The sequence below is a fragment of the Nocardia sp. X0981 genome, from assembly GCF_977089955.1.
The window spans coordinates 6,126,914-6,153,357 of record NZ_OZ372435.1 but is presented as its reverse complement, the minus strand read 5'-3'; the positions used below and the strand labels follow the sequence as shown (position 1 = coordinate 6,153,357).

General features: G+C 69.7%; 24 protein-coding genes and 1 pseudogene. 16 read left to right on the top strand and 9 right to left on the bottom strand.

The features are described 5' to 3' along the window. Positions 1–73 precede the first annotated feature (73 nt). The gene (gene ligA / locus ACYR7D_RS27330; protein WP_459550311.1) at positions 74–2,275 is read left to right on the top strand and encodes an NAD-dependent DNA ligase LigA; all 2,202 of its coding nucleotides are present in this window, start codon (positions 74–76) and stop codon (positions 2,273–2,275) included. 80 nt (positions 2,276–2,355) lie between these two features. After that, a complete protein-coding gene (locus ACYR7D_RS27325) occupies positions 2,356–3,600 on the top strand; it encodes an AAA family ATPase (protein WP_459547376.1) in 1,245 nt (414 codons plus the stop codon). Between the two features lie 45 nt (positions 3,601–3,645). Here the strand turns inward: ACYR7D_RS27325 and ACYR7D_RS27320 are convergent, their stop codons facing one another. Beyond that, complete coding sequence (locus ACYR7D_RS27320; RefSeq protein ID WP_459547375.1) at positions 3,646–3,849, bottom strand: hypothetical protein; 204 nt, start codon at positions 3,847–3,849, stop codon at positions 3,646–3,648. Between the two features lie 327 nt (positions 3,850–4,176). Between ACYR7D_RS27320 and ACYR7D_RS27315 the strand changes: the two genes are divergently transcribed. Then, complete coding sequence (locus ACYR7D_RS27315) at positions 4,177–4,512, top strand: hypothetical protein (protein ID WP_459547374.1); 336 nt, start codon at positions 4,177–4,179, stop codon at positions 4,510–4,512. Between the two features lie 15 nt (positions 4,513–4,527). Here the strand turns inward: ACYR7D_RS27315 and ACYR7D_RS27310 are convergent, their stop codons facing one another. After that, on the bottom strand, positions 4,528–5,178 hold the full coding sequence (locus ACYR7D_RS27310) for an ACT domain-containing protein (RefSeq protein WP_459547373.1): 651 nt from the start codon (positions 5,176–5,178) through the stop codon (positions 4,528–4,530). 336 nt (positions 5,179–5,514) lie between these two features. Here ACYR7D_RS27310 and gatC point away from each other — a divergent pair, with 336 nt between their 5' ends. Continuing rightward, positions 5,515–5,814 carry an Asp-tRNA(Asn)/Glu-tRNA(Gln) amidotransferase subunit GatC gene (gene gatC, locus ACYR7D_RS27305; RefSeq protein WP_459547372.1) on the top strand — a complete coding sequence of 100 codons (300 nt, stop codon included), beginning with the start codon at positions 5,515–5,517 and terminating at the stop codon, positions 5,812–5,814. Then, complete coding sequence (gene gatA, locus ACYR7D_RS27300; RefSeq protein WP_459547371.1) at positions 5,811–7,289, top strand: Asp-tRNA(Asn)/Glu-tRNA(Gln) amidotransferase subunit GatA; 1,479 nt, start codon at positions 5,811–5,813, stop codon at positions 7,287–7,289. The genes gatC and gatA overlap by 4 nt, the downstream gene beginning before the upstream one ends. 86 nt (positions 7,290–7,375) lie before the next feature. On the opposite strand, the gene ACYR7D_RS27295 is transcribed toward gatA, so the two are convergent. The 4 genes from ACYR7D_RS27295 to ACYR7D_RS27280 form a co-directional block, all read right to left on the bottom strand. Next, a complete protein-coding gene (locus ACYR7D_RS27295) occupies positions 7,376–7,819 on the bottom strand; it encodes an SRPBCC family protein (protein ID WP_459547370.1) in 444 nt (147 codons plus the stop codon). Positions 7,820–7,850: 31 nt separating this feature from the next. Continuing rightward, positions 7,851–8,765 (bottom strand): hypothetical protein, encoded by a 915-nt coding sequence (locus tag ACYR7D_RS27290; RefSeq protein WP_459547369.1) that lies wholly within the window; start codon positions 8,763–8,765, stop codon positions 7,851–7,853. A 125-nt stretch (positions 8,766–8,890) separates the two neighbouring features. Further along, a complete protein-coding gene (locus ACYR7D_RS27285; RefSeq protein WP_459547368.1) occupies positions 8,891–10,309 on the bottom strand; it encodes an alpha/beta-hydrolase family protein in 1,419 nt (472 codons plus the stop codon). Further along, positions 10,302–11,033, bottom strand: a complete 732-nt coding sequence (locus ACYR7D_RS27280) for a hypothetical protein (RefSeq protein WP_459547367.1) — start codon at positions 11,031–11,033, stop codon at positions 10,302–10,304. The genes ACYR7D_RS27285 and ACYR7D_RS27280 overlap by 8 nt, the downstream gene beginning before the upstream one ends. A 166-nt stretch (positions 11,034–11,199) precedes the next feature. Between ACYR7D_RS27280 and ACYR7D_RS27275 the strand changes: the two genes are divergently transcribed. From ACYR7D_RS27275 to ACYR7D_RS27265, 3 genes are all read left to right on the top strand, one after another. Continuing rightward, positions 11,200–12,441: a sensor histidine kinase gene (locus ACYR7D_RS27275; RefSeq protein WP_459547366.1), complete on the top strand. Its 1,242-nt coding sequence runs from the start codon at positions 11,200–11,202 to the stop codon at positions 12,439–12,441. 199 nt (positions 12,442–12,640) lie between these two features. After that, positions 12,641–13,303, top strand: coding sequence for a response regulator (locus ACYR7D_RS27270; protein WP_459547365.1), 663 nt, complete (start codon positions 12,641–12,643; stop codon positions 13,301–13,303). Positions 13,304–13,413: 110 nt separating this feature from the next. Next, on the top strand, positions 13,414–15,399 hold the full coding sequence (locus ACYR7D_RS27265) for a serine/threonine-protein kinase (protein WP_459547364.1): 1,986 nt from the start codon (positions 13,414–13,416) through the stop codon (positions 15,397–15,399). Between the two features lie 106 nt (positions 15,400–15,505). Here ACYR7D_RS27265 and ACYR7D_RS27260 read toward each other — a convergent pair whose 3' ends face one another. Then, a complete protein-coding gene (locus tag ACYR7D_RS27260) occupies positions 15,506–15,811 on the bottom strand; it encodes a hypothetical protein (protein WP_459547363.1) in 306 nt (101 codons plus the stop codon). Positions 15,812–15,959: 148 nt separating this feature from the next. Between ACYR7D_RS27260 and ACYR7D_RS27255 the strand changes: the two are divergent. The 7 genes and pseudogenes from ACYR7D_RS27255 to ACYR7D_RS27225 all read left to right on the top strand — a co-directional run. Further along, positions 15,960–16,088 (top strand): annotated as a pseudogene (locus ACYR7D_RS27255) (histidine kinase); the annotation flags it as partial. A gap of 127 nt (positions 16,089–16,215) precedes the next feature. After that, positions 16,216–18,342 (top strand): serine/threonine-protein kinase, encoded by a 2,127-nt coding sequence (locus tag ACYR7D_RS27250; RefSeq protein ID WP_459547362.1) that lies wholly within the window; start codon positions 16,216–16,218, stop codon positions 18,340–18,342. A gap of 135 nt (positions 18,343–18,477) precedes the next feature. After that, a complete protein-coding gene (locus tag ACYR7D_RS27245) occupies positions 18,478–19,386 on the top strand; it encodes a serine hydrolase (protein ID WP_459547361.1) in 909 nt (302 codons plus the stop codon). 90 nt (positions 19,387–19,476) lie between these two features. Continuing rightward, positions 19,477–20,511 carry an ATP-dependent 6-phosphofructokinase gene (locus ACYR7D_RS27240; RefSeq protein ID WP_459547360.1) on the top strand — a complete coding sequence of 345 codons (1,035 nt, stop codon included), beginning with the start codon at positions 19,477–19,479 and terminating at the stop codon, positions 20,509–20,511. Positions 20,512–20,592: 81 nt separating this feature from the next. Beyond that, positions 20,593–21,984: an alpha/beta hydrolase family protein gene (locus tag ACYR7D_RS27235; RefSeq protein WP_459547359.1), complete on the top strand. Its 1,392-nt coding sequence runs from the start codon at positions 20,593–20,595 to the stop codon at positions 21,982–21,984. Between the two features lie 111 nt (positions 21,985–22,095). After that, positions 22,096–23,604: an Asp-tRNA(Asn)/Glu-tRNA(Gln) amidotransferase subunit GatB gene (gene gatB / locus ACYR7D_RS27230; RefSeq protein ID WP_459547358.1), complete on the top strand. Its 1,509-nt coding sequence runs from the start codon at positions 22,096–22,098 to the stop codon at positions 23,602–23,604. Positions 23,605–24,079: 475 nt separating this feature from the next. After that, positions 24,080–24,589 carry a DinB family protein gene (locus tag ACYR7D_RS27225; RefSeq protein ID WP_459547357.1) on the top strand — a complete coding sequence of 170 codons (510 nt, stop codon included), beginning with the start codon at positions 24,080–24,082 and terminating at the stop codon, positions 24,587–24,589. A gap of 100 nt (positions 24,590–24,689) precedes the next feature. On the opposite strand, the gene ACYR7D_RS27220 is transcribed toward ACYR7D_RS27225, so the two are convergent. After that, the gene (locus tag ACYR7D_RS27220; RefSeq protein WP_459547356.1) at positions 24,690–25,043 is read right to left on the bottom strand and encodes a winged helix-turn-helix transcriptional regulator; all 354 of its coding nucleotides are present in this window, start codon (positions 25,041–25,043) and stop codon (positions 24,690–24,692) included. Positions 25,044–25,103: 60 nt separating this feature from the next. On the opposite strand from ACYR7D_RS27220, the gene ACYR7D_RS27215 reads away from it, so the two are divergent. Continuing rightward, positions 25,104–25,868 carry an SDR family oxidoreductase gene (locus ACYR7D_RS27215; protein WP_459547355.1) on the top strand — a complete coding sequence of 255 codons (765 nt, stop codon included), beginning with the start codon at positions 25,104–25,106 and terminating at the stop codon, positions 25,866–25,868. Between the two features lie 78 nt (positions 25,869–25,946). Here the strand turns inward: ACYR7D_RS27215 and ACYR7D_RS27210 are convergent, their stop codons facing one another. After that, entirely contained in the window at positions 25,947–26,393 is a 447-nt protein-coding gene (locus ACYR7D_RS27210) for a hypothetical protein (protein WP_459547354.1), read from the bottom strand. Positions 26,394–26,444 lie beyond the last annotated feature (51 nt).

The following is a 26,444-nucleotide window of genomic DNA, read 5'->3' as shown; positions in this document are numbered from 1 at the left end:
GCGTACCGGGGCCGGATTCGCCGGCCGGCGGGATGCCGGACCGGTGGGCGCGGCCCGCGCCGCCGCTCCGGTCATGGGCGGCGACGTGCGGTTACGGTGCGCGGAAGTGTCGGTGGGCTGGGCTAATCTGCGTGGTGTGAGTGAGATCGGAAGCCCCACCGAACCGGATACCGCCACCGGAGAAGCCGCTCCCGCACCGGCCGCCGGTGCGGAGCGTGCCCGCTGGCAGGAACTCGCCGAAACGGTGCGCGAGCATCAATTCCGATACTACGTACGCGATGCGCCGATCATCTCCGACGGCGAATTCGACGAACTCTTCCGGGAATTGCTGGCGCTGGAGGAGCGGTATCCCGATCTGCGCACCCCCGATTCGCCGACCCAGCTGGTGGGTGGCGGCTTCGCCACCGATTTCACCCCCGTGGACCATCTCGAGCGCATGCTTTCCCTGGACAACGCCTTCTCCGAGGCGGATATGCGGGCCTGGGCGGCCCGGGTGGAGGAGGAGACCGGTCCGGATCTGCACTACCTGTGCGAGGTGAAGATCGACGGGGTGGCGCTGAATCTGGTGTACCGCAACGGCAAACTGGTGCGCGGGGCGACCCGGGGCGACGGACGCACGGGCGAGGACGTCACCCTCAACGCCCGCACCATCGAGGACATACCGAGCGAACTGGTTCGCGATACGGAGTTTCCCATTCCGGAACTGCTCGAGGTCCGGGGGGAGGTGTACCTGCGGCTGGAGGATTTCGAAACGCTGAACGCGGAGATCGTGGCCCAGGGCAAACCCCCGTACGCGAACCCGCGCAACACCGCGGCCGGCTCGCTGCGCCAGAAGGATCCCGCGGTCACCTCCCGGCGGCGGTTGCGCATGATCTGCCACGGCCTGGGTCGCACCGAGGGGTACACACCGCGTTCCCAGCACGAGGCCTACCGGGCGCTGGCGGCCTGGGGGCTGCCGGTTTCCCCGCACACCCGGCTGGTGAGCGGTATCGACGCGGTACTCGAGCGGATCGCGTACTGGGCCGAGCACCGGCACGATATCGAGCACGAGATCGACGGCCTCGTGGTGAAGGTCGACGAACTGCTGTTGCAGCGCCGGCTCGGATCCACCTCCCGGGCGCCGCGCTGGGCGATCGCCTACAAGTACCCGCCCGAGGAGGCCACCACGAAACTCCGCGATATCGCGGTGAACGTCGGGCGTACCGGGCGGGTCACTCCGTTCGCGGTGATGGAGCCGGTGGTGGTCGCCGGTTCCACGGTCGCCATGGCGACTCTTCACAATGCCGCGGAGGTGGTGCGCAAAGGTGTGCTGATCGGGGACACGGTCACCATCCGCAAGGCCGGTGACGTGATTCCCGAGGTGCTCGGTCCGGTGGTCGACGCCCGCACCGGCGAGGAGCGCGCCTTCGTGATGCCGACCCACTGTCCGGAGTGCGGTACCGAACTCGCCTACGAGAAGGAAGGCGATGCCGATATCCGCTGTCCCAATCAGCGCACCTGCCCCGCCCAGCTCCGGGAACGGGTGTTCCATGTGGCCGGGCGCGGCGCCTTCGATATCGAGGCGCTCGGGTACGAGGCGGCCATCGCGCTGCTGAATTCCGGGGCGATCACCGATGAAGGCGATCTGTTCGACCTCGATGCCGACCGGTTACGGCAGGTCACCCTGTTCGTCAACAAGAACGGTAGCCTCTCGGCCAACGGCCACCGGTTGCTGAAGAATCTCGAGGCGGCCAGGGACCGGCCGCTGTGGCGGGTGCTGGTCGGATTGTCCATCCGGCACGTCGGGCCCACCGCCGCGCGGGCGCTGGCGGGAGAGTTCGGCAGTCTGGAACGGATCGAACAGGCTTCGCTGGAAGATCTGGCCGCCACCGAGGGGGTCGGGCCGACCATCGCGACCGCCGTCGCGGAATGGTTCACCGTGGATTGGCATCGCGCCATCGTGGACAAGTGGCGGGCGGCCGGGGTGCGGATGGCCGATGAGCGCGACGAATCGATACCGCGCACGCTCGAGGGCCTCTCCATCGTGGTGACCGGATCGTTGCAGGGTTTCTCCCGCGACGGCGCGAAAGAAGCAATTCTGCAGCGCGGGGGTAAAGCGGCCGGATCGGTATCCAAGAAGACGGCGTTCGTGGTGGTCGGCGATGCCCCCGGCTCCAAGGCGGCCAAGGCCGAAGAGCTCGGGGTTCCGATCCTGGACGAGGACGGTTTCCGGATTCTGCTCGAATCCGGGCCCGAGGCGGTGCGCCCGCCCGCCGAGCCGAAGGCGGACGAGTAGCGGCGGCCATCCCGCGGCGTCTGACACGGGAACCGCTCGTGGTTCTGCGGGATGGCGCCCGGACACGGCAGGATGGCGGCATGCTGCGCAGTTTTCGGGTGTCCAACCACAAATCACTGGCCGATCTTCAGGAACTGCGGTTGACCCGCGGCGTCGCGCCGGTGGCCGTGCCGGTCACCGCCGTCCACGGCGGGCCCGCGGCCGGAAAGTCGAACCTGGTCGACGCACTCGGGCATATGCGCGACGCGGTACTGCGGTCGGTGACCGGATGGGATCCGTACGCGGGGCCGGTGCGCACACCGCATCTCGCCCATACCGGACAGCCCTCGGAATTCGAGGCGGTGTTCATCGCGGAAGGTATCCCGTACACCTACGGATTCCGCCTGGATACCGCCGATGTGGCGGCCGAATGGTTGTACAGCCATCCCCGGTCGCGGAAACGTATCGTCTTCGAACGGGAAGGGGAGGCCGTCCGGGTCGGGCCCATGTTCGAGGCGGCGCGCTTCGGTATCACCGCGCTGGTACCGCTGGTGCGGCCCAACGCGCTGCTGCTCGGCCTGGCGGGGCAGATGTATGCCGAGGCACTGGTCCCAGCGTACCGGTGGTTCGAGACCGTACTGGAGGTACTGCAGGGGCCCGGTGATATCGACTCGACGGAACTGCGGGTCGGTTCGCATCTGTCCCGGTCCACCGAGAACGCGGCCCGGTTGCTGACCCTGCTGCAGACCGCGGATCTCGGGATCACCGATCTGCTCATCGCCCAGAACGATCCCGTCTACGCCGACTATCTGCGTGATCTCGACGCCGATATCGCCGAGTTGAGCGCGCAGACCGATCACGCGGCCCTGTCCGCCGCCCACGCGGCGCAATTGGAACAGGACACCGGGCTCACCTCGGCCCAGCTGGCCCGTGAGCTGACCAATATGCGCAACGCCCGCGACGCCCTGTACGCGCGGATGGTGGCCCGTCGCGGCGTGGGGTTGCGGCTGGTGCACACCGGGGTGGAACCGGTGTTCACCCTCGCCGAGGAATCGTCGGCGACCCTGGCCCTGCTGCGGTTGCTGCCGGTCCTGCTCGACGCTCTCGACGCGGGGAAAGTGCTTGTGGTCGACGATATCGGCGCGGGCCTGACGGCCGAGGAGACCGATCGGCTGATCCAGCTGTTCCAGAACCCGGAAACCAATACGCGCGGTGCGCAATTGGTGTACACCACCGGTGATCGCACACTGGTGGACCGAGGCAACGGACGTTCCTCGCGAACCCGTACGGGGGTGTGGAGCGTCCGCCGCTCCGAGGCCGGCACCAGCACACTGACGGTTTCCTGAGCCGTTCCTCGGGTCCGGCCGCCGTTCGGGCGACCGGACTCCGGGCTATTTACTGGGCTCCGGCAGTGTGCATCCCATCCGCGGATTGAGTCCCACGTAGTTGAGCGGGCCGGCGACCACGGTGACCGCCAGCGTCGCGAGGTGGGAGCATTCCTCTGGTGGTTCGTTGAAATAACCCCGCTGCCATGCGGCGAGAATCCCCGCCACGAACCAGACGAGTACGACAAGGCTGACTACGCGGCTTCCCATGACACCTGCTCGAATCGTAGTTTCCGGCATGTCGATCCGTTCCTTCCACATCCGGTGAATGTGAAATACCCCGTTACGGTCGACTCATGCGCTGCGTGTCCGGCCCCGCGGGTGGGCCGGTTTCCGGGGTGCCGCCCGGTTCCGGCTCGGTCACCCACACGGCCGTGCTCCTCTGGGCCACGGTGGTGTTCCGATTCGGCCGAGCGGAGCGAGGATCCAGCGGGACCCGCCGTGAATGTTCGGCGCGCAGGCTCATGGCGGCCCCGGGGTCCGGCGGCGCCCAGTGGTGGGCTCCGCGGTATCGCGGCGGAGGCCTAGCATGGTGGGGTGTTCGAACTGGCGATGCTGGCGATCATGGTGGCCGCACTGGTGGGAATGCTCGTCCTGGTGTTCCGGGGCCGGCGCGGCGGTACCTTGCCCGCCGAGGCGGAATTCGGGTCGCTGCACCTCACCGGGGTGAGTCCGCGGCCCGAGGCGATGGGCGAACAGTTCGTCACCATCACCGGAAATCTCACCGGTCCGACCGAGCCGGGGCGGGTGGTGTACGGGCGCCTGGTCTGGGATGCCGCCTACTGGCCGGCCGTGGGCGATACCCTGACCGTGGCCTACCCACCGGGTAAACCGGACAGGTGGCGGATCGTGGAGCCCGGGAGCGGGCAGTAGCGTAGGAGCGGCCGGTCAGTTGAGGACGGTGGCGACGATCCCGGCGAGGTAACCCAGCCGCGCGACCTCCGACGGCCGGAACTCGGGTCCGCCGGGCCGGCCCAGCAGCAGGGCCTTGCTCGAGGTGCCCAGAGGGGCGGCGGCGAGCTTGGTATCCATATCGCGCCAGATCTCGGGGACCCATTCGGCGTTGCCGTCCAGCGCGGTCGGCTTCTGCAGTGGCATCCACGGCACCGACGCCGCCTGGGTCTGGGGCGCGCTCTGGCTGCCGACCACCCGGTAGACGCCGTGCTCGCCGATATCGAGCACCGTGCTCCAGCCGACCCGCAGGATGCGCGGCACTCCGTCGACAAGTACCTGTAATCGGTCGTCGCGGGCGCTGGCCACGGTATCGATGAGTTCCAGTTCGCGGTGGGTGTCCAGCACTCCGGAGTAGGGCCGGATGGAATCGACTCGGACATCGCTGAGTGATTCCGCGGCGGTGATGAGCGTATCGGGAAGCGCGTTCGGGGCGATTTCGACCACCAGGTCGTCGACCGCGAATCCGGCGCCGCGCTCCACCACGTCCAGCGAAAGGATATCCGCGCCGACGGTCCCCAGCGCTACCGCTAGCGATCCGAGGCTTCCCGGACGATCCGGAAGTTGCACGCGGAGCAGATATGACACGTGCGTTTCCCTTTCCTTCTGCGACCGAGGCTCTCAACGGATACCCGGTCTGCTCATCCTTACACCCATTTTGGTGGGTTATCGACTCGAATTCTCCTCGCCGACCGGGGTTCACCGGGGCGGATCGTGTGAAATGTACAGCTTTCTGATTACCTTCCGGCAGGCGAGGTAGCACCGGACGGACCGGACGGAACCCTTCCGGGCGCCGGCCCGGCGGTGGGGCCGGGGTTGCGGACCGGTCGTGCGCGGCCTGCCGACCGGCATCGGAGGGCCACACCATTAGGCTGTTCGGTGCTCGTGATCCGTAGTCGAAACTATTGCCGAAAGGGGTTCGCGGTGACCGCCATCTCCCGCGACGAGGTCGCACACCTCGCCCGGCTGTCCAGGCTCGCCCTGTCCGAGGTCGAACTCGATCAGTTCGCCGGACAGCTGGATTCGATCCTCAGCCATGTGCGGACCATCTCCGAGGTCGCCGCCGCCGATGTCGCGGCCACTTCGTCGCCGGACCCGGTGACCAACGTGACCCGGCCCGACGAGGTGCGCCCCGGGCTCACCCCGGAGCAGGCGCTCTCCGGTGCGCCCGCCGCCGAGGACCAGCGTTTCCTGGTCCCGCAGATCCTGGGGGAGGGGGAATGAGCGCGAGCGAACTGACGAGCCTCGGCGCGGCCGAGCTCGCGAGCCGGATCCACGCACGCGAGGTGTCCTCGGTGGAGGTCACCCGGGCGCACCTGGACCGGATCGCCGAAGTCGACGGTGAATATCACGCTTTCCTGCATGTGGCGGGCGAACAGGCGCTGGCGGCCGCGGCCGAGGTCGACGCCGCGCTCGACGCCGGGAACGCGCCGGCCTCCCCGCTGGCCGGGGTTCCGGTGGCGCTCAAGGACGTATTCACCACCACTGATATGCCCACCACCTGCGCGTCGAAGATCCTCGAGGACTGGGTGGCGCCCTATGACGCCACGCTGACCACCCGGTTGCGCGCCGCGGGTATCCCGATTCTCGGCAAGACCAATATGGACGAGTTCGCCATGGGCTCCTCCACCGAGAACTCGGCCTACGGGCCGACCCGCAACCCCTGGGACCCCGCTCGCGTTCCGGGTGGGTCCGGGGGTGGTTCCGCGGCGGCGCTCGCCTCTTATCAGGCGCCGCTGGCCATCGGTACCGATACCGGTGGGTCGATCCGGCAGCCGGCCGCGCTCACCGCGACGGTCGGGACCAAACCGACCTACGGCACGGTATCGCGCTACGGGCTCGTCGCCTGCGCGTCCTCGCTGGACCAGGGCGGCCCCTGCGGGCGGACCGTTCTGGACACCGCGCTGCTGCACGAGGTGATCGCCGGGCACGATCCCCGTGACTCCACCTCCCGCGATGTACCGGTCGCTCCGGTGGTCGCGGCGGCGCGACAGGGCGCGGCGGGCGATCTGAGCGGGTTGAAGATCGGTGTGGTGAAGGAACTGCACTCGAACAGCTACCAGCCCGGCGTACTGGCCTCCTTCGACGCCGCGGTCGGTGTGCTGAAGGATCTGGGCGCCGAGGTGGTCGAGGTGTCCTGCCCGCATTTCGAGTACGCGCTCTCGTCCTATTACCTGGTCATGCCCAGTGAGGTCTCCTCCAACCTGGCCCGCTTCGACGCCATGCGCTACGGCCTGCGGGTCGGCGACGATGGTAACCACAGTGCCGAACAGGTCATGTCCGCCACTCGGGCCGCCGGATTCGGCCCGGAGGTCAAACGCCGCATCATGCTCGGCACCTACGCGCTCTCGGCCGGGTACTACGACGAGTACTACGGTCAGGCGCTGAAGGTGCGCACGCTGATCGCGCGTGATTTCGGGAAGGCCTACGAGCAGGTCGATGTGCTGGTCTCGCCGACCAGCCCGTTCACCCCGTGGAAGCTGGGGGAGAAGGTCGACGATCCGCTGGCGATGTACCTGTCGGACCTGTGCACGTTGCCCACCAACCTCGCGGGTCATCCGGCGATGTCGGTACCGTCCGGGCTGAGCGGTGACGACGGGATGCCGGTGGGCTTGCAGATCATGGCCCCGGCGCTGGCCGACGACCGGCTGTACCGGGTGGGCGCGGCCTACGAGGTGGCCCGCGGCCCGATCGCCTGATCGCGCCGGACCCCGGCCCGTAGACGACCGATGGCGGTGCCCCCGGAAGGGGGCGCCGCCATTGTCGTTTCCGGTTCCGGGGGAGGTCAGTGGGTGTGTAGGCGTTCGGCTTCTCGGCCGAGTGCCGTGGTCATACCGGGAAAGCCGCGACGGAAACCACGGCCGAACAGGAGACCGACCAGTGGTGCCAGCCAGCCGGCGAGTTCGAAATGGGATTCGTAGCGCGTACGTTCGTCCGCCAGCGGGGTGAGGGTGTGCGAACGTTTGCTGCGCAGGGCGCCCAGGGGGAGGGGTTTCATGGAGTAGGTGAACGCTTGCCCAGGGGTGATGTCGCTGATCCATTCGCGCATGTGGATCGGCCGGGGGGTCAGTTGCCGGACCTCCATATCGATCGGTGCGCCGACCGTCAGATCCGCCCGGCAGCGGCCGATGAAGGGATTCCAGTCGGCGTACCGGTCGAAATCGGTGAGGACCGACCACACCACCTCGGTGGGGGCGTCCACTTCGACCACATCGTCCACAACGAGCACGAACCCAAACTAGAACGTGTTACAGCAGGGGTCAACCGGGTCCGGCCAGGGTATCGGCCGTGCGGTGCGCGGTGCCCGGTAGAAGACGCAGGCTCGGCAGCGGAACCGGCTCGGTGAGCCCGGCCGCGAGCGACTTCCCCGAACCCGGATGCGGGACACGCGGCAGAATTCCCGTCGCCGGTACCACCACCGCGCGGCCCCGCAGTGCCGGTATGCCCGGGGCGGCGGTACGCCGCACCCGCCGATGCAGCCGGCGCATACCCAGCACCAGCGCGGCCATCGCCGCCGTCCCCAGCGCGATACCGCGCAGCAACCAGGGCCGGGTCGGCTGGGCGGTGGCGGCCTGCGTCGCCGCCTGGGTGAAGGTTTCGGCCACGGGAACACCGTAGTTCTGGCGGCGGGAATTCAGGTCCACCGCGGTGGCCGCGATCTCGGCGAGGGTTTCGCACCGGGTGCGCACCATCGGCGCGGTATGCGCGTCACAGGCCTGGTGCAGCCGCACCCCCAGGGCCCGGTCCAGCGCCTGGCGGGCCCACGGGCCGAGCGGCGTGCCGGTGCGCTCGGCGTAGCGGAGCAGATCGTAGCCCAGATCGTGGGCCATACAGGCGGTATCGAATTCCCGGGGTAGCTCCACCGGGGAAGAACAGTTACCGTCGGGAGCCACGAGCAGGCCCTGCCGGACGACCGGTTCGTAACCCATCCGCGTTCCGAAATCCCGGGGTATCGCCGCCGCGGCGGCCGCACCCGGATCACCGGAGGTCAGACTCACCACCGCCGAGCCGGCGGGGGCAGCGACCGATCCGTCGAGAGCGACGGCATCGGAGGCAGGCGGCGACACCGCGGTGAACGTCAGGCCGACCAGCGCGGCCCCCACCCATACCGGCCGCGAGACGCGCCGGAACCGGCAGCGCTTCGGGCGGGGGTGGTCGTAACTCGGTGAAGCCATGGTGGGACACCTTAAGGCCAACACGTGTATGCGTTCGCATGGCAGGGCCCGGGAGCGCCGCTCGCCACACCCGCAGCGCTCGCCCGCATCCCGCGGGCAAACGGCCGCTATCCCGAGCGGAGAGCTCACCGCGGGGAGCCGCAGGCGGGTAGGGCCGTGCCCTGATCGATGCCGTACCGATGACCGTGTCCCGGGGGTACCCCCAAGGCCCCGAGCAGGTCGGCGGTGGTTTGCAGAAAGCTGATCACGGGCAGCCAGGGCGGGGTCGGCGCGTCGCGGCGGGCCGACCGCAGATCGGGCGGCCGCCACAGCAGGCGGGGCGACCAGTGCACCACCGGATCGGAGGCATTGGCCAGGAGCGCCGTGCGCGCCCCGGGCTCGGCGCCGCCGCCGCCCGGCCGGCCCGCCCACAGCACCGAACACACCCGGTGGTTCTGCTCGACGGCCCCGGCGAACACCGCGCTACCACCGAGGGCTCCCAGACTCTGCCCGTACAGGTGGAGCCGCGGCGGCCGCGTCAGCGTCGCCGTATGCGCCTCGATGGCGGCCAGCAGCGCCCGCGCCGAAACGGCGGCGGCCTCGCGGCCGAAGAGGAAGGTGGCCCAGCTCGGTGCCTGCGAGTACTGCAGCGCCACCACCGCGACATTCCCACCGAACCGGGTGTCCAAACCGCGCAGCGCGTGCCCGTCCACCCAGCCGGAACCGGTCGGAACCGCCACCACCAGGTGGGCGCGCCGGAAACCGCCCGTACGCTCGAGCTCCCGTACGGCGAGGGCGGCGCGGGCGGCCGGGTCGGACGCGGAGCGGAGCCCCACGTAGACCCGCACCGCACCCGGCGGTCCGGCCGTGACGAAGCGCCGGCCCTCACGCCCCAGAGTGGACCAGCTCACCAGCGATACGGCACTTCCCGCCCGGGTCACCGTCGCGGGCCGTACCGGTTCCGGGCCGGTGGCGCCGTAGAAGGCCTCGCTCCATCCCACTGCCGGGGGCACCCCCGACAGTGCCACCGGTAGACCCGCGACCACGGCCATCACCAGCGCCCGGGACCAGCCGAGGCGGCGCAGCGCCCGGCCGGTGCCGGTGGTGAGGGCCACCAGCCCCACGGCGACCAGTGCGGCACCGGCCGCCCACCCGGCCCAGTACCCGGGTCCGGTCGCAGCGAAGCCCATGGCCGCGCGCAGGGTGTTCTGCCATCCGTCGGCATACCAGGCCGCGCCGAGCACCCCCGCGGTCACGGCGGCGAGCGCGAGCTGCCGGGCCCGGACCGTCGTCTTCCGGCGCCACCTGCCGCGCGTCACGCACCGGACGAGCCGCCCCGCGCCGAGCAGCACTCCGATGAGCAGACCGGTGAGGACGGCCTGCGTGGTGGCGGTCCGGGGTAACAGACCGGGAGCCAGCGAGACGATCGTGGCGGTGCCGGCGAGCAGGGTCGTGCCCACCGGGGGCCACCGGAGCGGGAAGCGGTCACCGGCCGCACGTACGCGCCGGGCGAATGCGCCGACTCCGGCGGCCCGCGGCGACCGGCCCGCGGCGAACTCAGTCATGAGAACCTCCGGCGGCGACGGTGGCCGGGTGGAGCGCGGGCAGGCGGCCGATCCGGTGCGGCGCGTACGGGGACGGCGCCGCGGCACGGGCCGGCAGCAGCACCGTGTAGACGACGAGGAGCAGGGCGGCCGTCCGCGCCGGCCAGGTGGTGGTGAGCCCGGCGAGCGAGAAATGCTCCACGACCGGAACGCCGTAGTGTTGCCGCCGGGAGTTGAGGTCCACGGCGATCGCCGCCACCTCGGCCATGACCTCGCAGCGGAGGCGGGACAGCGGAGCGGTCCGCCGCGCGCACGCCGCGCGCATCCGGCCGGCGAGGGCGCTGTCCAGTTCCCGGCGCGCCCAAGGACCGAGTGGACTCCCGGTGCGGTCGGCGTAGCGGAGCAGGTCGTAGCCGAGATCGTGGGCTTTACAGGCGGTCTCGAATTCGGCCGGCAGCGGTACGGGAGATGAGCACGAACCGTGCGGGGCGATCAGCAGCCCGTCCAGCAGCGCCGGGCGGTATCCCGCCACGGCCCGGAAATCGTCCGGTACGGCGGCGGTGGCGCCGGGGGTGTCGAGGGCCCGTATCGCGGCCGCGGCCGGGGTCGTGGGCGTAGCGGACGCAGCGGCACCGGCGGGCAGTGATACCGCCGCGGCGAGCCCGGCGAGTGCGGCCAGCGCACGTCGGGGGAACCGCGGATGCCGCGACTCCCGGCGGGACGCGACGTCGTTCGAGACAGCCATGGCCGAGGACGTTATGAACCGGCGATGCCCGTGGTCGTCCCGCTCAGGAGGGTTTTCCGACCCCGGCCCGGAGGCGAGACGCGCCCGTCGCTACCTCCGGTGTAGGGGCCGGAATTCACCCCACGGTATGAGGTGCGCGTGGGCGGCGGTTCCTAGTGTCGTGGGTATGGAGGACACGAGCGTCGCGCTACCGGCATCGGACCGAACGGGTATCTGGAAGCGGGCCGCCCGGTGGGGGCTACGCCCGTGGCTCGATGCCGGGACGGCCCTGGTGGCGCTGGTGCTGTTCATCGTGGCGTGGTCGACCCTGCATCTCACCCACGATGTGCCGTTGGCGCTCGCTCCGCTGTTCGCCGCCTTCGCCGGGCTGCCGGTACTGCTGATGCGGGTGAACGCGCCCATGGGGTGGGCCGTATCGGCGGGTTCGGCGTTGCTGATCGCGCTGACGGTGCCCAATATGCCCGGTGAGGCCATGCCGTTCCAGGTGGTGCATATCGTGGCCTTGAACTTTCTGGTGTTCGCGGTGGCCCTGCGGGCGCCGTTGCAGCTGACGATGGTGGTGTGGGCGGCCACATCGCTGCTGTTGGGAGCCGCCATGTCGGCGGAGGAGATCGGCGCCGACCCGTGGGCCTGGCCGCTTTCCCTGGGCGGGCTGGTGTTCGTGGCGATGCTGCTGCGCTCGCTGATCCGGTCTCGCTCCGAACTGAACCGGCAGACCGAGCTCAGCGATCTGGAACGGGCACGGCGCACCATCCTGGAGGAGAAGGCACGGATCGCGCGCGATCTGCACGATGTGGTGGCACACCATATGTCGCTGGTGGTGGTCCAGGCGCAGACCGCTCCCTACCGCGTGGACGGGGTGAACGAGGCGGCGCGAGCGGAATTCGAATCGATCGGCGCCACCGCGCGGGAGGCGCTCAACGAGATCCGCGGCCTACTGGGAGTGCTGCGCAGCGATGGGCAGCTCGCCGAACACGCCCCGCAGCCCACCGCCGCCGATCTGGAAGCGCTGTTCCTCGGCGCCACCCGGGCCGGGGTCGACCTCACCTGGTCGATCGATGGGACCCTCGCGGCGGTGCCGGACACCGTCGGCTCGGCGCTGTACCGGATCGTTCAGGAATCGCTGGCCAACGCCGGGCGGCATGCGCCGGGCGCGCCGGTACGGGTGACGATCGAATGTGTGGCGGGGGTTCGGCTCACGGTGGTCAACGGTCCGGGAACCGGCCCGGTCACCGGTGGATCCGGCGGACACGGCATCCCCGGTATGCAGGCGCGGGCGCTGGCGGTCGGTGGCCGGCTCAGCGCCGAACCGGCCGCGGACGGCGGATTCCGGGTCAGCGCCCATCTTCCGTTCCCCGTCGCCGCCGACCTGCCGCCGCTGCCGGTGGAATCGGTGGGGACCGCGTGAGCCCGGTCCCCCGGCGCGGGCTGCCGCGGTGCGGTTCGCCGTTCGCGCGGTGTTTCCCACCACCGCACGTCATCCGCTGCCCTGCCGCGGCTTTCGGCGGGAGCCGGATCGGCGCCCTCGTATGCGCCTGATTCCGGCGGCCCGGTCCCACCCGGGTTCGCGGCGCACGCCTGCCGCGTCCGGGAATTAAGCTGAGCGCGTGGCTATAACCGTATTGATCGCCGACGATCAAGCGATGGTGCGGCAGGGATTCGGGGCGTTGCTCGCCGCCCAGCCCGATATCAGCGTGGTCGGCGATGCGCCCGACGGGAAGGTGGCGGTCGCCGAAGCGGCGCGGTTGCGGCCCGATGTGGTGCTCATGGATGTACGTATGCCGGAGATGAACGGGCTGGATGCCGCCCGTTCGATTCTCACGGCCGGGTTCGACCCCCCGGTGCGCGTGCTCATGCTCACCACCTTCGATATCGACGACTACGTGTACGAGGCCCTCGGGCTCGGCGCCAGCGGTTTCCTGCTGAAGGACGCTCCCGCCGAGGAACTGGTGCGCGCGGTGCGGGTGGTGGCGGCCGGGGAAGCGTTGCTGGCCCCCACCGTGACCCGGCGGCTGATCGCCGAGGTGACCACCCGCCGGGCCGCGCGTCGCACCCCCGCGCCCGCGCTCGCGTCGCTGACCCCGCGGGAGCGCGAGATCCTGGAACTCCTCGCCCGGGGAATGTCGAATACCGAGATCGCGACGGCGCTGTTCATCGCCGAGCAGACCGTGAAAACCCATGTATCGAAGGTCTTCACCAAATTGGATCTGCGCGACCGCGCGCAGGCCGTGGTGCTGGCCTACGAATCCGGGTTGGTCACCCCCGGCTGATCGGCTCGCCGGATTCGCGATGAACTGCCTCGATTCCCGTTGTCGCGGCGGAACCGGCGCCCCGTGCCCGGTAGGCTCACAGGTCTGTCAGTCACCCGAAGGGGGTCGGTTTGCTCAACAGCGGTGACGTGTTCGCCGGCTTCACCATCGAGCGGCTACTCGGTGAAGGCGGAATGGGAGCCGTCTATCTCGCCCGCCACCCCCGGCTCGGTAAACAGACCGCGCTCAAACTGCTCAAGCCGGAACTCTTCGCCGATGCCGCCATCCGTACCCGGTTCGAGCGGGAAGCCGATCTGGCGGCGGCACTGGACCATCCGGGGATCGTCACGGTCTACGACCGTGGGGCCGAGGGCGACCACCTCTGGATGTGCATGCAGTACATCGACGGCGCCGACGCGGGAACGGTCAACTCGCTCACCCTGCCGCCGGAGAAGGCGGTGCAGATCATCGACGGTGTCGCCGACGCGCTCGACTACGCGCACGGCCGGGGAGTGCTGCACCGGGACGTGAAGCCCTCCAACATCCTGCTCGCCCGCGCCGGCGCCGGCCGGGGCGAACGGGTGTTCCTCACCGATTTCGGCCTGGCCCGGTTACGGGCGGAAACGGTGCGGCTGACGCAGACCGGAATGTTCACCGCCACTCTCGCCTTCGCCTCGCCCGAACAGATGACCGGCGGCGAAATGGACGGGCGCTCGGACCAGTACTCGCTGGCCTGTGCACTGTACTGGCTGCTCACCGGTATGGCGCCCTTCGATTCGCCCAATCCGGCCGATATCATCCACGGCAACCTGCAGCTGGCGCCGCCGCCGCTCGCGGTCAAACGGCGCGGCCTGCCACCGGGGCTCGACGCGGTGCTGGCCAAGGCGATGGCCAAACACCCCGGGCACCGGTACCGTACCTGCCTCGAATTCGCGGAAGCCGCGAAACAGGCACTCACCGGGACCGCGCCCACCCAGAGCTATCCACCGTCCCCCGAGAGCAGCGGGGCGTATCCCGGTGCGACGGTGCGGTATCCCGCGGGGCCGCAGGCCGTACCCGCCGCCCCCGAGACCGGCTACCCGGCCGGCGCGGGAGCGCCGGCGCCGCCGGGTGCCGCGGTACCGCCGTCCGGTCCGCCCCCAGGACCTCCCGGAGTTCCGGCGACGGGGACACCGCCACCCGCAGGGCCGGGCACCGTGGCGGCGAACGCGAGCGGTCGGGCGGGGGAGATCGAGCAGACCGGTGCTCGGCCGGCGGTCACCATGGCCGAGCCGGGGACACCGCCACCCGCCCGGCCCGGTGCCGCCGTCGAACAGACGGGTGGTTTCGCGGCGGTGCCCGGTGTGGAGCACACCGGCGGGTTCGCTCGTCCGGCGGCGCCGTATCCCGCCTACCACCCGGACCGGAACCCCGCTCCGCCGCTCCGGCGGCGCAACCGGGCCCCCCTGGTCGCCGTGGCGATCCTGGTGCCGTTGATCGTGCTCGCCCTGGTGGTGGTCGCGGTGGTGGTGATCCTCGGCGGCGACGATTCCGCGCCGGACGGAGCACCTGCCGCCCCGGAGACCGCGACACTGGAGCGGGAACCGACCGGTGCCCCCGGTCCGGCGGAGACGGCAGAGGAGCCGGACGACCGCACCCGGCGCCTGTTCCCGACCCTGCTGCCGCAGGGGTCGCGGCTGGATGGGTTCGGGTACCAGGACGCCGTATGCAGCTGGTACGAGCCGGACGACCGGATACCGGTACTCGACGATGTACCGGCGTTCGAGGAGACACTGGAAACCCGGCCCTGGCGATCCATCTGGGACTGCCGCCAGCAGTCCCTGGGCGCCGACCGGATGGATTACACGATCATCACCTATCCCACCGCCGCGGACGCGCGCGAGGTGGTCGATTCGCTGCCCCCGAACGACCCGGTGCCGGGAAGGAAGAGCGGTGAGATCCACACCGCGCATTTCTGGGACGAACCCGGCGACCGCGGCCGGTCCACCGCCAATATGGTGGTCGGTTTCGGTACCGGAATCGCTTCGCCGCGCGGCAACTCGCTGCTGTTCGTCCGCTACTGGGGTGCCACGGCTCGGGAGGCTGTCGAGCAGTGGTGGGCCGACGCCCCGCTGTGACGGGGCGCGGGCTCGGGTGCCCGTGGCGCGCGCCGCGCGCGTCCGATCCGATTCGATCCGGCCGTCGCCGAGGAGGATCAACGGATGGTCGTTCCTCCGGAACCGGTTACGCGACCGGAACCCGCGCCTGCGTCCGGGCCTCGAGTACCGCGCGCAGCACGGGCTGTTCGGCCGCCAGCTCGGCGTAGGCCTGCGCCGCGGGGCAGCCGCGGAATCGGGCGAGTTCCAGCTTGGCGTCCAGATGGATGTTCCACCGATAGCGCAGTGCCGCGAGCACTCCTTCCGGACCGCCGAACAGCCGGTGGAGATGCGGGATATCGTCGAAGAGGTCCGGCCGTGCCGGGTCGTGGCCGGCGCGGTCCAGCACGGTGTGCAGGATTTCGGTGCGCAGATGCTGATCTGTCCAGGACATGAGGTGAGTCCTTTCCGGTCGGGTCCCGGTGTGCCGGCCGATCCGGTGTGGCGCCGGCACGATCGACATTACGAATTCCGCGCCGGTGGATCGTCGTGCCGCGGACGTGCGTCGTTGTCCTACCGTGGTCGGAGACCCGCCCCGGCCGCGCGCCGCACAGGCGGCCGCCGCCGAGCGCGGCCGGATCGCCCGCGAGGTGCACGATGTGATCGCGCATTCGCTCACGGTCACCCTCCTGCACGTGACCGCCGCCCGGCACGCTCTCACCACCGACCGGGCCGCGGCCATCGTGTACGCGTTTGACCACGGTGTGGTCTCCCCTGGACAATCCAGGGTTTGACGGGCAGCCGGGTGCGAGAGCGCGCCCGAGGAGACGGTGCCCGCGACGTGGAGAGGATGGACGGGTGGAGGCGCCTGGCTCCGAAGTCGGTAGGCGGTTCGGTCCCTACGAACTGCGTTCGCTGCTGGGTAGAGGCGGGATGGGGGAGGTCTACGAGGCCTACGACACCGTCAAGGATCGGGTGGTCGCACTCAAACTTCTCTCCGACGCGCTCGCCGGCGACCCCGACTACCAGATCCGTTTCCGCCACGAATCGCAGGCCGCCGCCCGCCTCGCCGAACCGCACATCATCCCGATCCACGACTGGGGGGTCATCGAGGGGCGCCTGTTCATCGATATGCGCCTGGTGCCCGGCACGGACCTGCGGACGATCCTGCGGGGCGGCGAGCCGCTGACCGCGCAGCGAGCCGTCTCGGTGATCGAGCAGATCGCCGCCGCGCTGGACGCCGCGCACGAGAACGGGCTGGTCCATCGGGATGTCAAACCGGCGAACATCCTGGTCACCGCCGCCGATTTCGCCTATCTCACCGATTTCGGGATCGCCCGCCACGAAGGCGATCCGGGGATCCCCCAGGCGGGGGTGGCACCGGGCTCCTACACCTACACCGCGCCGGAACGGTTCGACCGGGTACCCGTCACCCCACGCGCAGATATCTACTCCCTCGCCTGTGTCCTGTACGAATGCCTCACCGGCGCACCCCCGTTCCCGGCGACCGATATGGGCGTGCTCATCCGCGCTCATCTCACCGAACCACCGCCGCGGGCAAGCGAACAGCGAACCGGATTACCGGCCGGGCTCGACGATGTGATCGCATACGGTATGGCCAAGGACCCCCACGAGCGTTTCACCACAGCAGGCGAACTCGCGGTAGCGGCCCGTACCGTGCTGAATTCCCCGGCGCGCCCGCCGCATCCCGGTGGGCCATCCCCCGCCCGGCCCGGCGAACCCGCCGCAACTCCCCCGTCGCCCGATCCGCGGTCCGCGCCGCCGACCGGTGGCATTCCCACCCTGGTGGTCCGGATACCGAGCCGTGACGACGACGGCGCCCCCGACCCCACCACCACGCTGCCCGCGATCATTCCCGGCGACCCCACCTCCATCCGCCCGACCGATACCGAACTCATGCCGCTCACCGCGGAGGAGCCGGCCGTTCCGGCAACCGGTATCCGCCCGTTCCCCGACGCCCACCTGTACCAGAACGAGCAGTTGCACCCGGCCGTGGATCCGGCCCTGCACGCCGACTCGGCGCCGGCGACCGGTGGTATGCCGGTGGCCGATTTCTACCCACCCGATCAGGCGACCCGGATCTACAGCGCGACCCCGACACCGGAGGAGGCCACCACGGTCTTCCGGTCCGAGGAGGCCACCACGGTCCTCCCGCCCCTGGACCAGGCCCCGCAGTATCCGGCGGACGATCCCACTCGCGCCTATTCCCACCGATCGGCCGAATACCCGGCCCCCAGCCCCGGCGATCATCCCGCGGCCGATGCGACCAGCCGTTACGACGCCCCCGGTCCGGGCACCTCACCCGGTCTCGGCGGCCTGTACGGCTACCGCGCCGACGACCCCGCACCCGGCGCCACGGGCGCCGCGCCGCACGATCCCTACGCCGCCGCGTACGAAGCGGGGTACCGGGACAGCTACGCCGCGAACGCCGCCGCGCGGCCGGAGCCGCCACGCGGAGAGCCCGGCCGGTCGAAGGCCGTGCCGATCCTGACCGGTATCGGTGTTTTCGCGCTCGTCGTGATCCTCGCGGTGCTGGGCATCCAGTTCCTCGGTTCCGGTGACCAGCCGGCGCCGAGCGCGGCCGATACCCCCGGCGCCGCCACGACCACCCCCGCGCGCAGTACGGCCGCGCCCATCCCGACCCGTTCCGGCACCACGACGGCCACCGCCACGACCACTACGCGCGCCGAGCTACCGGCCGGCGCGCAAACCTGTTCGGCCGCTGCGGCCGGCGGTTCGCGTTACGGTGCGGCGGCGGCCGGCACCACGGTGACCAGTTGTGAATTCGCCGAAGCGGTGCGGCAGGCCTACCTGGACCTCACGGTGGTCTCCGCCGAGGGGGATCCGGTTTCGATCGAGGCGACCAGCCCGGTCACCGGCCGGTCCTACACACTCGAATGCGTCGCCGAGGCCGGCCTGGTCACCTGCCGTGGCGGGAACAACGCGGTGGTCTACATCTACTGACCTGCCGACGAGCCCGGAAAGGACCGCCCCACCGTATATTTCGCGGTCCGATCCGGGCCGGGCTAGGGTCGCCGCTAAAGTACGGTTTTTCGACCGGGTACGAATTCATCGGGACTGTGGGAGATCGCAAGAGTCATGCGGAGCGAAGTGTCGACCGAGACGAAACGGGAACTCTCACCGGCCCGGCGGCTGGGCGCGCTCGCCGTATGTTTCGCGATCGCGGTCCTCGTGCCCGCATGCGGCGCCGATACCGAACGGCGCCCGCTGTCCACCTCGATCACCCAGGCGGCGGTAGCGGCCGACGACGCGGTATCGATCACCATTCCCGGTACTCTCGCCGCCGATTTCGCCGCCCTGGAGCAGTCCGAGAAGGGGAAGCTGGGCCTGGCCATCATGCCGGTCGGTGGGGACCAGTTGGTGGATCTGGGCGACTGGACCACCGGGCCGGCCTGGTCGACCATGAAGGTTCCGCTGGTCGTGGCGGCCGAACGCAAGAATCCGGGCGGGCAGGCCTACGCCACTTCGGCTGCCATCACCGCCTCGGACAACGCGGCGGCCGATGCCCTGTGGTCCGCGCTGGGCACCCCGCGGGAGGCGGCCCAGTCGGTGCAGGCCGTCCTTCGTGAGGGCGGGGACATGGTCACCGTGGTCCAGGAGAAGAGCAGCCGATCGGAGTATTCGTCGTTCGGGCAGTCGGAATGGTCGCTCGCCGACCAGGTGCGGTTCGCCGCCGAACTGCCGTGCCTGCCCGGTTCGAAGAAGGTGGTCGAACTGATGGGTTCGGTATCGGTGAACCAGCAGTGGGGTCTGGGATCGGTGTTCAGCACCGCCGAGTTCAAAGGCGGCTGGGGCCCCGACCCGGACGGTGCCTATCTGGTGCGCCAGTTCGGGCTGATCCCGGCCAACGGCGGCTCCATCGCGATCGCCCTTGCCGCACAAGCTGATTCGGGCACTTTCGCCGACGGTATGGATCTTCTCGACGAGATGGCCGGACTCGTCTCGGAGCATTTGAGCGAATTCACCGGTGGTTCCTGCGCGGCCTGATACCGCTCGGGTCACGCGGTTCCCGGCCGTTACCGGACGTTCACGGGGCCGGAGCGGCGCGGGCGGCCGAGAACGGGCAAGATGGGCGCCATGCGCATCGGAATCCTGACCGGAGGTGGGGACTGCCCGGGACTGAACGCGGTGATCCGCGCTGTCGTTCGCACCGCGAACGGCCGCTACGGGGACGCGATCGTCGGCTTCGAAGACGGCTGGCGCGGGTTACTCGAGGATCGCAAGATCCGAATCCACAACGATGACCGCACCGATCGCCTGCTCGCCAAGGGCGGCACGATACTGGGGACCGCCCGGACCAACCCGGATGTACTGCGCGCGGGGCTCGGGCGGATCAAGCAGACCCTCGACGACAACGGCATCGAAGCCCTGATCCCGATCGGCGGCGAGGGCACCCTGACCGCTGCCAGCTGGCTGTCCGAAGAAGGCGTGCCGGTGGTCGGCGTGCCCAAGACCATCGACAACGATATCGATTGCACCGACGTCACCTTCGGTCACGACACCGCCCTGTCCATCGCCACCGAGGCGATCGACCGGCTGCACACCACCGCGGAATCCCATCAGCGGGTGATGCTCGTCGAGGTCATGGGCCGGCACGCCGGCTGGATCGCCGTGCACGCCGGGATGGCCGCGGGCGCGCATCTGACCCTGGTTCCCGAGGAGCCGTTCGACGTGACGGAGGTCTGCGCGCTGATCAAACGCCGCTTCCAGCGCGGGGACAAACACTTCATCTGCGTGGTCGCCGAGGGGGCGCATCCGGCCCCCGACTCCGGGTTCGCCCTGCGCGAGGGCGGTATCGACGAATTCGGGCACGAACGGTTCACCGGCGTCGCCCAGCAGCTGGGTGTGGAGATCGAACGCCGGATCGGTAAAGAGGTCCGCACCACCGTCCTGGGGCATGTGCAGCGCGGCGGTAGCCCCTCCCCGTACGACCGCGTGCTGGCGACCCGGTTCGGCCTGCACGCCGCCGAGGCGGTGCACGCCGGGCACTTCGGGCAGATGGTGGCGCTGCGCGGTACCGAAATCGGGCTGGTCCCCCTGCACGAGGCCACCAAACAGCTGAAGCGGGTGCCGGCCGACCGCTACGAGGAAGCGCAGGCGTTCTTCGGCTGACACCGGCTCCGGGCGAACCGTCCGGCCGCGTGTCCGGTACTCGGCGCCGGTTACGCGGGCTCGCGGGGATACAGTCGGATCATGCGCCGTCGCAGGGGAGCGTTACTGGTTGCGGTTGTCTCGGTGGTCGTCGCTGTCCTCGTCGGCTGCGCCGAACGCGGGGCCGACGAACGGCTGGCCGGGCAGTGGCACGGTGCCATCGAAGTGCCCGGGGCGCCCGTGGCGCCCGTGGCGGTGGCGGTGGATATCACCGGCAACCACAGCGGGGTCATCGATATCCCCGCCCAGGGGATGACCCGCCGCCCGCTCACCGGGGTCGTGGCCGAACCCGGCCGGGTGGAATTCGGCATCCCGGATGCGCCGGGTGATGCGCGTTTCGTCGGCCGGCTCGACGAGTCGGCCGGGGCCATCGTGGGAGATTTCCGGCAGTCCGGGCATACGTTCGGACTCACTTTGAGCCGCGGACCGCTCGGCCCCCCGGCCCGCCCCCAGCGGCCGGTTCCCCCGTACCCCTACATTTCCGAAGAGGTCTCGTATCCGAGCGGGGACATCACCGTGGCGGGCACCCTCACCCGGCCCGCCACCGACTGTCCCGTACCCGCGGTCGTCCTGATCACCGGCAGCGGCCCGCAGGACCGCGACGAGGAGATCGTCGGCCATGAGCCGTTCCTGCTGCTGGCCGATACCCTCACCCGCGCCGGTTACGCGGTGCTGCGCACCGACGACCGCGGAGTCGGTGGCACCGGTGGCAACCTGCACCAGTCCCGTTACTCCGACCTGGCCGCCGATATCGAGGCGGGACTGCGGTTCCTGCGCGACCGCCCCGAGATCGACCCGGCCGCGATCGGCCTGCTCGGGCACAGTGAGGGCGGGTACCTCGCGCCGCTCGTCGCCGCGCGGCCGGACAGCGGTGTCGCGTTCGTGATCCTGCTGGCCGGGCCCGCCGTCCTCGGTGCCGATATCGTTCTCGAGCAGGGCCGCGACAGTTTCACCGCGGCCGGCGCCACCCCGGAGCAGCTCGCCGCTCATCAGGCGTTCCTCACCGACTGGACCGCGGCGCTGCGGGCCGGGCAGCTCACCAAGGCCGCGCGGCTCGCCGAAACCTACAATCGGTCCCTGCCCGCGGACCTGCGCGCCCTCAGCGAAGCCCTCAACCGGCGGAACACCCCGTATACGGCCGCGCTGATGTCCTATGATCCCGCGCCCGCGCTCTCGGCGCTGCGGATGCCCGTGCTCGCGCTCTTCGGGTCGAAGGATGTGCAGGTGTCCCCGGCGCAGAACGCGGCGCCGATGCGCGGGCTGCTCGCGGCGAACCCGGACGCCACGGTCTCCGTACTCGCGGGATTGAATCATCTGATGCAGCCCGCGTACACCGGCCGGCCCACCGAGTACGAGTCGATCGAGATCACCATGGATCCGCTGGCCCTCGATACCGTCACCGGCTGGCTCGGCGAATACGCCCCGGCGGACTGACCGTCCACCGGCGGCTCGTACCTACCCGCATGATAGGTGCGGCGGGGCGGAGCCGGTCCACAGACCCGCGCAGGCCGGAGCGGATATGGGGGTACGCATAGACTGTCGGCCATGAGCGCACCCACCGTCGAACTCATGGATTACGCCGAAGTCGTGAGCCGGTACGAGCCGGTGCTGGGCATGGAGGTCCATGTCGAGCTGAACACCGCGACCAAGATGTTCTGCGGATGCCCCACCACGTTCGGCGCCGAGCCCAATACCCAGGTCTGCCCGGTCTGTCTCGGTCTGCCCGGCGCGCTCCCCGTGGTGAACCAGCAGGCCGTGGAGTCGGCGGTGCGGATCGGCTTGGCACTCAACTGTTCCATCACCCCGTGGGGCCGTTTCGCGCGCAAGAACTACTTCTACCCGGACCAGCCGAAGAACTACCAGATCAGCCAGTACGACGAGCCGATCGCCACCGACGGCTACCTCGATATCCCGCTGGACGACGGCACCACCTTCCGGGTCGAGATCGAACGCGCGCATATGGAAGAGGACACCGGTAAATCGGTGCACGTCGGCGGCGCCACCGGTCGGATCCACGGCGCCAGCCACTCCCTGCTCGACTACAACCGGGCCGGGGTGCCGCTCATCGAGATCGTCACCAAACCCATCACCGGGGCGGGGGAACGGGCCCCCGAGGTGGCGCGCGCGTACGTCACCGCGCTGCGGGACCTGCTGAAATCGCTGAACGTCTCCGATGTGCGGATGGAGCACGGCTCGCTGCGCTGTGACGCCAACGTTTCGCTCATGCCGGTCGGCGCGGATGTCTTCGGTACCCGTACCGAGACCAAGAACGTGAACTCGCTGAAAAGCGTGGAGGTCGCGGTCCGGTTCGAAATGCGTCGTCAAGCCGCGATTCTGGCGACCGGCGGTACGGTGGTCCAGGAGACCCGCCATTTCCACGAGGGCGACGGCTCCACCTCCCCGGGCCGGCGCAAGGAAACCGCCGAGGACTACCGCTACTTCCCCGAACCCGATCTCGAACCGGTCGCCCCCGATGCCGAATGGGTGGAGAGTCTGCGCGGCACCATCGGCGAGTACCCGTGGCTGCGCCGCGCCCGGATCCAGAGCGAGTGGGGTATTTCCGACGAGGTCATGCGCGACCTGGTGAACGCGGGCGCCCTGGACCTCATCATCGCCACCGTCGATGCGGGTGCCCCGGCCAAGGAGGCCCGCTCCTGGTGGGTCGCCTACCTCACCGAGAAGGCCAACGAGCGCGGTGTCACCCTCGAGGAACTGCCGATCACCCCTGCCCAGGTGGCCGAGGTCATCGCGCTGGTGGAGGCCAAGACGGTGAACAACAAGGTCGCCAAACAGGTCGTGGATCTGGTGCTCGACGGTGAAGGTGATCCCGGCGCGATCGTCGAGAGCAAGGGCCTGGGCATGGTCAGCGACGAGGGCGCACTGCAGGCGGAGGTGGACAAGGCGCTGGCGGCCAATCCGGATATCGCCGACAAGATCCGCTCGGGCAAGGTGCAGGCCGCGGGCAAGATCGTGGGGGATGTCATGAAAGCGACCCGCGGGCAGGCCGACGCGGCCCGGGTCCGCGAACTGGTCCTCGCTGCCTGCTCCGCTTGATCACGATCCACCCGCGCGGCCTCCGGCGGCGCGGGTGGATCCCCTGCCGGTCCCCGGTTGCGCGAGGCGCCACACCGCTCTTCGCGTAGAACTGTCACCTGGCAACGAAATCTGTGTCGCTGGACGCTCGCGGCCGTGGGCCTCACCTGGTTCAGCGCCGGTGCGTTCGCCGGCTCCCGACTCGGCGAACGCTGTCGTTTCCTCGTCGGAAATCTCGGCCACAACACCACTTTCGGCCTCGGTGCCCCGCGCCGGGCCCGTTGTATCGCGGTGGTACGGGGTAGAGTCGTGATCGGTCCGCCGCGCTCACTTCCGATGTGATCGCACACTCTCGGTGGCCCGAATCAGGATTCCGGTCGCGAAATACGCGACCACCCCGGCACCGGCTTCTTCCGGTGAGCCGTTCCCCGAACCACCCCAGCAGATCGGTCTGTCCGGCGTGTGGCCGGACCGGCCGAGGAAGGACGAGTCCGCCATGACCGTCGCACCGTATACCGCCGGTACCGAACGTGAGGTGCTCGAGGCCCTGCTCGACCAGGCGCGGGCCGATCTCATCGATACGGTGCGTGGCCTGTCCGAATCCGAGGCCAGGACTCGGCTCGTACCCTCGCTGACCACGCCGATAACTCTGATCAAACATGCCACTTTCGCTGAGCGAATGTGGTTCCAGCGCACGCTCGGACGACTCGCCGACGACGATTGCGACGGTCCGCTGTGGGCACACGGAGGGTTCGAGGTGGGCGATGAGGAGACCGTGGCCGAGGTGATCGCGGAGTTCGAACGCGCTGGCGCCCGAGCCCGGTCCATCGCCGCGGGGCTCTCCCTGGACGAGGCCCGCATCCATCCACACACCGGAGCCCTCGTCGGCCTTCGCTGGATCTATGTGTTCATGACCGCTGAGTTCGCTCGGCATGCCGGCCACGGAGATATCCTGCGCGAGCAGATCGAATCGATGACGGACCCGCACAACCCGTTCGCGGTGTGATTCCCGGATTTCCGCGTCGGGGTGCCTCGTGAACGATCGGGACCGAGATCGATTCGTGAACAACTCCGTGCGGTCGCGGCACCGACCTTGCCGAGGTGGTTCAGGGCCAGCGGAAGTCGTGGGGCCGATCGGTCCAGATCTCCGACCAGTCCCACAGCGGTTGCAGGGCTTCCCCGAGGCGGACCCCGGCGATGGTCAGTTCGTAGGAACCTTTCGGGCCGTGCTTCTCCAGCAGCCCGGCCGCCTGAAGCTGCTGGAGCCGGTTCGACAGCATGCTCGACGAACAGTTGCCCATCCGCCGGCGCAGCTCCAGGAACCCCAGCGGGCCGGGTTCGAGCTCCCACACCACCCGCAGCATCCACCGCTGCCCCAGCAGTTCGATCGCCGCCAGGACCGGTGCGTTGCCGGACTCATCGGCCGGCCCGGCGGACTCGCGATCATTTGCGCTTCTCATTTCGAAGCACCATAGTTGCTTCTGAATCAGAAGCATCCGGGCGAGTGAGGAGAACACCCGATGGACCGACCGGACCCGTCCCCGCGACGAATCGTGCTGGTGACAGGCGCCTCACGCGGTATCGGCGCCGCCACCGCCCAGCGACTGGCCGGCCCGGACACCCATGTTCTGGTGAACTACCGCGAGAAGGTCAAACGAGCGCAGACGGTGGCCGACGCGATCACCGGTGCCGGCGGTAGCGCCTCGACAGTCGGGGCGGACCTGTCCGACGGCACCGCGGTCACCGAGATGATCGACCACATCCGCGACCAGTACGGCCGACTCGATGCGCTCGTGCTGAACGCTTCGGGCGGACTCGAACGCGGCGCCGACCCCGGCTACGCCCTGCGCCTCAACCGCGACGCCCAGGTCCGGCTCGCCACCCTCGCCCTGCCCCTCATACCGCCCGGCGGGCGGATCGTGTTCGTCACCAGCCACCAGGCGCACTTCCACACCCACGGCGGTCCGCTACCCGACGGGTACGAGCCGATCGCGGTGAGCAAACGCGCCGGCGAGGACGCCCTACGCGCCCTCATCCCCGAATTCACCGATCGCGGTGTCGGGTTCGTCGTGGTCTCCGGCGACATGATCGACGGGACGATCATCATCCGGCTGCTGGAACGCCGCGATCCCGACGCGGTCGCCGCCCGCCGGACTCACGGGCCCCTGCCCACTGTCGACGATTTCGCCGCGGCCATCGTCGCCGCGATCGACACCCCCGCCGCCCACGGGTACACCTTCCTCGTCGGCGGGCACGACTATCTCACCACCACCACGATGCGCTGAACCGTCGGTCCGCGCGGTGATGTGCATGAGGGGGTGATGGACGAATGGTCCGGAAGGGAAGCTTTCGCCGCGGCGGAATCACCTGTTTTCGTACTGGTCGACGAGGTGGTGGTAGAAGCTGTTCGCGGGGTCTTCCAGGGAGATCGGGCGCAGGCTCACGATGACCTTTCGGCCGGCTGCCGACGAGTATCCGTCCCGGGACAGGCCGAGATCCTCCACGATCGCCTTCGTGAGGTCGTCCAGTTCTTCGTCGGTCGCATAGACAGCGAGACGGCATTCGACGGGGACGTCTTCCTGGTTGTATGCCTCTCCCCATGCGCGCTGAGCGAACTCGTCGAGCGCGGTAACCCCACCGAACGCGGTGAAACACGGAATGCGGTTCGTTCCGCGGATGCGCTGGGCGCTCTCCTCCAGGAGTAATGCCACGGGATGGATACCTTCGCCGTCGAACGCGCCCGGCCCCGCGGTCTCGGGCGGACCGAGCTCCACCGAGAGCTCCCACACTCCACGTTCGTCGTCGTCCATTCGGGATCTTCCTGTCCTATCGCTTCCGTACTTCCTCGGTGCGGAAAGGCA